At 55.9% G+C, this 5,114-nt stretch carries 3 protein-coding genes; all 3 read left to right on the forward strand.

The genetic code is table 11. From position 1 onward, the window contains the following. On the forward strand, positions 1-3,110 hold a 3,110-nt coding region (locus NB063_RS31590; protein ID WP_250933771.1), incomplete at its 5' end, for a tetratricopeptide repeat protein. A gap of 299 nt (positions 3,111-3,409) precedes the next feature. Next, a complete protein-coding gene (locus NB063_RS31595; protein ID WP_250933773.1) occupies positions 3,410-4,321 on the forward strand; it encodes a MotA/TolQ/ExbB proton channel family protein in 912 nt (303 codons plus the stop codon). Between the two features lie 184 nt (positions 4,322-4,505). Further along, on the forward strand, positions 4,506-4,928 hold the full coding sequence (locus NB063_RS31600; RefSeq protein WP_250933775.1) for an ExbD/TolR family protein: 423 nt from the start codon (positions 4,506-4,508) through the stop codon (positions 4,926-4,928). Positions 4,929-5,114: the final 186 nt, after the last annotated feature.

Raw genomic sequence — 5,114 nt, forward strand, 5'->3', positions numbered from 1 at the left:
CTCACTATCTCGGCGTTTGCTACATGCAAACCGATCCGCCGGATTTGATGGAGGCGGCAAGATCCTTCGGCATCGCATTGCAGACGGCTAAGTACGAACTGCGTGAAGAAAGCCTGTCTAACCGCGGATGGTGTTTCTATGCCCTCGCGATCTCAAAACCGAACGCTGACAAAGGTCTGCTCGGCGAATCGCTGAGTGCTTACAAACAGTTGCTCTTGGAAAACCCCAAATCGCAGTACCGTGACCGGGCGTATTTCTACGCGGGTGAAGCCGCTTACTCGATGGGGGATCTAAAGCAGGCGATCGAGTACTACAGCAAATTGCTGCAGATGGAAGATATCGAAAAATCGCCATTGCGTTGCGACGCCTTGTACGCACGCGGGATCGCCCAAGAAGAAAGTGATGACTTTGAGGCGGCCACCAAATCTTACGAACAGTTATTGGATGCCTGTATCGAGACCGACCTCGTCGTCGACGTGCAGTTGCGACTCGGGGACATTCATCTCTTCGCGGACCGTTTCGATCGTGCCATCGAGATGTTCCAAAAGGTCATCGACGACACCACCGGACTTGCCAATGACGACGATCGGGCACACGCGTTGTTCCGCCAAGCGTTCTCGTTTGCGAAGCTGAAGAAATCAAATGAAGCGGCCAAACGATACGAACAATTGGTCAAGGATTTTCCGAACTCGCAGTATACGAGCGCCGCGATGTTGGCAGCCGCGCAAACGCATTATCAATCCGGCCAAATGGAAGCCGCGGCCGATGGGTTCCAGCAATTGCTCGGCAGTGATGACGCCGGCGCCGCGACCGAAGCCGCCCACTGGCTCGCCCGAATCGACTTAGCAAGAGCGGCGGCTTCACCAGCGGGTTCACCGGAGGTGACACAGGCGGCGGAATCGGCGTACAAGGTGGCCTCGTCTCAATTGGACGCCGGTGCCGAAGGCGAGTATGCAGTCTCCCTGCGTCTCGACGCGGCCGAGGCACTCTCGTTTCAAAACGACAAACTCGCCGATGCACTCGCGGCGTTCGAAGAGATCGCGAACAACTATCCCACCTCACCGCTCGCGCCTCGTGCGATCTACAACGGTGCCTTTACCGCCTTGCAACTCGGCCGCCACGACCGGGCCATTCGGCTGGCGGATGATTTCACCAAACGGTACTCGGACCACACTTTGGCCTCCGACGCTGCGTTTATTAGTGCAGAAGCAAGACTGTTGTCGGGCGACGCGGAAGAAGCAGCGGAGCTGTATCAAAAGTTGATCGACGATCCGTCGCAACGAGACAACAGCCAACGGGTGCAATGGATTTTGCGAGGCGCCACCGCGTACAACTCGTCGGACCAACCCGCACGCACCGCCGATTTGATTTCCTCGGAACTGGATAACATCAGCGATCGCAGCTTACGCGCCGAGGCCCTTCTGTTGGCCGGGCAAGCTCAGTTGAAAAATGGAGATGCAAACGCCGCCGCCGAAGCGTTTAAGGCGAGCCGCGAAGCTGACCCGCAATGGGCGCGCAGCGACGAGGCGTTCTTACTCGCCGGTGAAGCTCATTTGAAGGCCGATAACCGCGAGGCAGCGATCGGCATTTGGCGTGAACTGATCGCCAGCAGTCCCGATTCCAAAATGGCGGACCAGGCTCGCTTCAAGCTTGGACAACTCGCGAGCGATAGTGGGGATTACGTCGAAGCGATCGAGCAATTCACGCCAGTGATTGAGTCCAAACGCGACCCAGCCCTGTTGCCGTTCGCACTCTACGGCAAAGGATGGGCGCAAATGTCCCTCGGCAACTACGCCGCTGCCGTCAAAACGCTTGGCGAAACGATCGATCAATTTCCTGATCACGCGATCGTCGACGACGCGTTGCTCGCCCGGGGGATCTCGTTCCGTAACCTTAGCGACTACGAAGATTCCGCGATCGATCTGAACCGTTTTCTCGAAACGCAACCGAGCGGAATTTTGCTTGGACATGGGTTGTACGAACTGGCACTCGTTCGACAAAACCAGGGTCGGCCCGAACAAGCGGCGGAACGACTCAGCGAACTGGTCGCCGAAGTGCCAGACTATCCAGGAATGGACAAAGTCATCTACGAACTCGGCTGGTCGCTCAAGGAAGCCGGTGACGAAGAAAAAGCGATTGAGCAATTCCAAACACTGATTTCAAAGTATCCTGACAACGCGATGGTCAGCGAAGCGGCTTACTTCGTCGGACAGAAACACTACGGCGACGAACAGTGGCTGGAGGCGGCGAAATCATTTGAAGTCGCTGCGAAACCCGACGCGGACGGCTCAAGCGAGCGTAATGAATTGCTCGAGAAGTCTCTCTATCGGCTCGGTTGGTCGTATTTCAAAGCTGAAAACTACCTCGCTGCGGAAGCCGCATTCGTCCGGCAATTCCGCGAAGCCAATAACGGGCCGCTGATCCTCGACGCCATGATGATGGTTGGTGAATCGAGATTCAAACAAAACAAATTTGATACCGCGCTGCGGGCCTACTCGATGGCTCGCGACAAAATCGAGGCCGATAACGACACCGCTCAAACGCTCCGTGACGATGCCGAGCGACAAGTCCGAGAATTGACCCTTCTTCATGGCGGTCAAAGCGCCGCGCAGATGAAAGATTGGGAAACGGCAATCGATTGGTATGACGAATTGCGAAGCCGATTCCCCGCCACCACGTATCTCCCTCAAGTCTTCTACGAAACCGGATTCGCGCACCAACAGTCGGGCAACGAAGCCCAGGCATTGAAACTGTATAGCCAGGTCGCAGACAACTACCGTAACGAACTCGCCGCCCGGGCCCGCTTCATGATGGGTGAAATTCATTTTGCCAATAAGTCATACGCGGAGGCCATCCCCGAATTTCAGCGAGTAATGTACGGATTCGGTGCAGATAAAGCCCCCGACGCGATCAAAAACTGGCAGGCGAAAAGCGGTTTCGAGGCCGGCCGATGTGCTGAATCCTTATACGATGTCGCAAAAACAGAGTCTGCAAAGCAGAAAGCCCGTGGTTATGCTGTTAGGTTTTACGAATACGTAGTGGACAAACATTCTGAGCATGAGCTGGCGAAACAGTCCCGCGAGCGGCTCAAGACCCTCAAGGGCCAGTAAGGGGAGTTGTCGCCCCTCTAGGCCGGTTTGCTTGTGGAAGTCTCGCTACCCTGGAGAGCTCATACGGGAATTCCCCGTTCGACAATTTGGCCTTTGCGTTGGTAAGATTGTTTCGTCAAACCGTCCGCGTTGAAACTGAAAGTTCTGGTATGCGTTGTATTCCGCCCACAGACAAATTGTCGGGTCGTTCTCAAGCGACTTGCTCTCCTTCGGACCGATCCGGATTGGCACGACGATGGGTGCACGTACTGACATTAGCTTTGGTTGGTTGGTTCGTATGCGCATGGGCAATGCCTACGATGCCGTCGCCAATCTCGGCGGCTTATGCCCAAGACACGGAGGCTGCACAGAACATCGAAATTGTTGACGCGGCCGATATCGAAGACGTCATGAACGAAGCTCCCATGAGTGCGATCGGAGACGGTTCGGACGCTCCCTCGGGCATCGACCTGTTGTCGCTGATCACGCGTGGTGGATGGTTCATGGCGCCGATCGGTTTGATGAGCATGCTGGTGGTGACTCTCGCAATCGAACGCACTTTGTCACTGCGAACGAACAAGATCATGCCGCGTGCTTTGATGGAAGAATTGTCGGACCTCGCTATTTCGCAAGATCATTTCCCGCCCTCCACGGCATGGGAAGTCTGTCACGAACATCGTTCGCCAGCGGCACGTGTGATCGTGTCGATGTTGATGCGAACGGGACAACCTCTCGGTGAGATCGAGCGAACCGGCAGCGAAACGATCCAAAGGGAGGCCGACCGTTACGCAGCACCTGTTCGCTGGCTGACGCTTGCCGCGGCCGCAACGCCACTGATGGGTTTGCTCGGTACGGTCTGGGGGATGATCGTCGCGTTTCATGAATCGAGCACCTTGACCGCCGACCGCAGCCGCAGCGAACAATTGTCTGAAGGGATTTACACGGCATTGGTGACAACGCTTGCCGGTCTAGTCGTGGCGATTCCCGCTGCGATTTTCGCACAGTACCTGGAAAACCGCATTACGAAACTCTTTCATCGTATTGAAGAACTGGCGTTCGGTATCGCGCCCGGGTTAACCAAATTTGTCGGTCGTTCGAAATTGGATAACGAAGGTCAACTGCGTCCAATGGAAGCGTCACCGCCACCACTGAGCCCAAACGCTCCGCCGCTTGAAAAACCACACGCCAACGGAGTTTCCGCCACTCCACCACCAGTCGCCTCATCGACCTAAACCGTCACCTCCGCCGAGATGCAAAACGCTCGGCACAAAACGTCTCGGATTCATGATACAGGCGGCGGGCTGCCGTCAATACGCGAATCCGAGAACACTTCCACCTCGTTGCCAACCGTCGCGTCGCGTCATCCTCTCTGGGGGATCAATCGAACGTGACCGGTCATCTCAAGTTCAACCAAGCATGGCTATCGAACTCAAAAAATCGAACGTCGCCGGAACGCTCAGCCTGACACCCCTGATCGATGTCGTGTTTTTGTTGCTGATCTTCTTTCTCGTCACGAGCGAGTTCGAAGACGAAGAGCGACGACTCGACATCGTGTTGCCGTCGGCCACCAGCGCCGTGCCGATGACCAGCAAACCACGCGAAGTCGTCGTCGATGTCGATGCTTCTGGAAAAATCTACTTGCGTGGCAAAGTCACGCCGCTCGAAGAACTCGAAGAGCTACTCAAGAAAGCCGTCGCGAGTAACCCGACTAACCAAACCGTCGTGATCCGCGCCGATCAGTCGACCAGTTTTCAACCCGTTGTGAACGTGATGGACGTTTGCAACCGAACGGGCGTGAGTGATTATTCGGTCACGACCAAAGATGGGCCCGCAGGTTAAACGTCAACGTGTCTTCCTCTGACCCCAAATTGCCGCGATCCTCGAACAAGCCACCCCGGCCTGTCAAATCGAGTCTCGTTCCGCCAGGTAAGATGCATTCAACCGATGCACCTCCTCCGGTGCACTCGTCGGCTGCGCATGGGTCTGCAGGTAATCCGTTGTTCCCGATCGACGATGTCGATGACG

Source organism: Aporhodopirellula aestuarii, from assembly GCF_023701485.1.
In the GTDB taxonomy this organism is placed as follows: domain Bacteria; phylum Planctomycetota; class Planctomycetia; order Pirellulales; family Pirellulaceae; genus Rhodopirellula; species Rhodopirellula aestuarii.

Excerpts from the sequence above, each read along its gene's own strand:
- NB063_RS31595 (WP_250933773.1), top strand. The coding sequence starts at position 3,410 with ATGCCGTCGCCAATCTCGGCGGCTTATGCCCAAGACACGGAGGCTGCA.
- NB063_RS31600 (WP_250933775.1), top strand. The coding sequence starts at position 4,506 with ATGGCTATCGAACTCAAAAAATCGAACGTCGCCGGAACGCTCAGCCTG.